We start from the raw sequence: 2,251 nt of genomic DNA on the forward strand, positions 1-2,251 counted from the left end.
CCTTCTGGAAACAGGTCACCGGCCTGCCCCACCGACGTACCCGACAGCGCGACAGTGTCTTGCCCCGGCCTCCAGCTCCCTGAGTTCTTCCCGCACAGCGGCTGCCCGCCGTACTTGGGGGAACACAGCGAGGTGGGCCCGCAGCGTCTTGATCGCCTGGGTGGCCAAGTGGGAACGGAGCAAGGGGTAGTCTCCGGCGAATGCCGAGGCATGGACACACGCCTCTTCAACACGGCCCAGGTCAAGCAGCACGTTTGCGAGTCGCGCCTGGGTGAGGGCCCTTGGCCGGCGTTCGTGGGGCGCTCGCCGCGACGCCGCGTAACTGAAGGCGGACACTGCGCCCTCAGCATCGCCCAACGTGTACAGCGTCTGGCCCTGCTGATATGCGAATCCGGCCTTCGGGTATGAAGAGAACGGTCCAGGCTCCCCCGAGGCCCAGTCCAGGTTGCTCTCGGCCGCAGCAAGATCCTTCAGGGCGCCACTGGTGTCATCGGTGAGTGCACGAGCATAGGCCCGCTGTGCCAGCAGAAAAGCTCGTAGGTCGCCGTCAGGTGAGGTTCCGACGACGTCCACCGCAGCCTCAGCGAGGTCGGCGGCATACTGCGGCACTCCCAGCTGGGCGGCCTGGGTGCTCATGGCCCGCAACGCCATCGCACGGGCGCGGTGGTCACCCACTTCCGTGGCGATCTCAAAGGCCAGAAGGTGATAGCGCTGCGCCAGCCCGTGATGCCCCGCGTCTGCGGTCATGTCACCGAGAAGATGGGCGAGATGCGCGATCTCCGTCATCAATTCCGTACGTAAAACTGGTGATCTGGGCGCTGTCAGGAAACGGCCTACGTCGTCGGCGAGGTATGCCGCCAGGGCAGCACGGGCATGACCGCCACCGAATTGAGCGGTGTACGAGGCGAAGGAGCTGACCATACCGTGAAGCAGTACCACGTCGGCAGCGGCAGTGGGTGACTTCTTCCCGGACCCTGCCACAGCCGCCTCGCCAATTGAGCCTTCCGTGCGGGCAGGGCAACGGGCTTCACGGTTGGGATCCACCAAAGACTGTCGGTAGATGAGGTCGAGCAGCCGGGGCCGACGGGCCGGGTCGGCGTCGATCCTGCCCAGGGCCACCAATCTGCGCGCGGCGCCTTCCTGGCTCGGCACCGCTCCGGAAAGGAGAAACATCTCCTGCGGGCCGGGGTCGGGAAGCAGACCGGTATCCGCGGCCCGGACAAGGCGTCTGGTACGGCGTGTCAGCGACTCGGCAACCAAATCGGGCACGGGCGCCTTGGGACGGGACCCGGAAAGCCAATGGGCTACCGTCGTGCGATCGTAGCGAAGGTGCAGGCCTTCAGCGTGGCCCAGACGATTGACAGCCCTGGCAAGGTCGGCGGCGCTCCAGTCCGCTTCCTCAAGCAGAGCCTTCAGTAACGCATTGCGCTGAAGCCGACGCGGCATCGAATGCCTCCCTGCCAGGGTTGCGAACGGGGGATCGCCCCGCACATGAGGCCACAACCGTGGAGCTGACAGTTCGTCATGAAACTTCCTCCACCCCCCTGGTGCCGGTCAGATCCTTGATGACCGGTTTGTGGCCCGGGTTCCCCCAGCGCGTGCGTTCTCACCTGCCGGCTCGGATGAGGGGGAGTGCATGCCCGGAGTGTGACCGGTAGCAGTCGGTGAGCCACCCGCGAAGCGCAGCCTACGGCGAGGGCGCGGGCCACCTGACCGCACCGCAGCAGCACACCGAGTCGGACCACAAATCCCAGCCGCCTCCAAAAGCACGCCGGGCCATCGCTGCCACCGGTGGCGACATGGACGCCTTCGGCAGCTCCGACCGCCTGGCCGACTATGTCGGCCTGGCTCCCAGGCCCCGCGACTCCGGCCGCGTCAGCGGCAAGGGGCGGCGGCCCGGACCGGCCAGGTGGGCAGGATAAGGGCCCTCAGGGTGTATGCGGCGCTGGTTAGGAAGGCCCGCCGCTCGGGTGCCGCGTCCTCGCGGCACAGAGTTGTCAGTCGTGACACCGCTTCATGGTCTTCCGGTCCGGGGCGAGCAGCGGGTCCGGAGGGTGCGGGGTCTGGGCCAGACCGGTTTCCGCTGGCAGGAGGAGGCGGCCCAGGCGCTGGGTGAAGGCGGCGGCGATGAGGTGGGGGGATCGGCGGGCGGGGCCTGGACCCAGTGGGCTACTGAGGTGCGGTCGTAGCGCAGGCGCAAGCCCTGTGCCATGCCCAGGGCATTGACCGTGCGGGCCAGCTTACTTCCCGT

The 2,251-nt window shown here is 67.6% G+C and carries 1 protein-coding gene and 1 pseudogene; one reads left to right on the top strand and one right to left on the bottom strand.

Translation table 11 applies throughout. The annotated features are described in order from the left end of the window. Nucleotides 1–15 precede the first annotated feature (15 nt). Complete coding sequence (locus tag ACZ7GZ_RS43055; protein ID WP_471033294.1) at nt 16–1,446, bottom strand: tetratricopeptide repeat protein; 1,431 nt, start codon at nt 1,444–1,446, stop codon at nt 16–18. A 332-nt stretch (nt 1,447–1,778) separates the two neighbouring features. Between ACZ7GZ_RS43055 and ACZ7GZ_RS43060 the strand changes: the two are divergent. Beyond that, nucleotides 1,779–1,898: pseudogene (locus tag ACZ7GZ_RS43060) on the top strand (transposase); the annotation flags it as partial. Between the last annotated feature and the right edge of the window lie 353 nt (nt 1,899–2,251).

It is taken from the genome of Streptomyces sp. NPDC037288, from assembly GCF_055603265.1.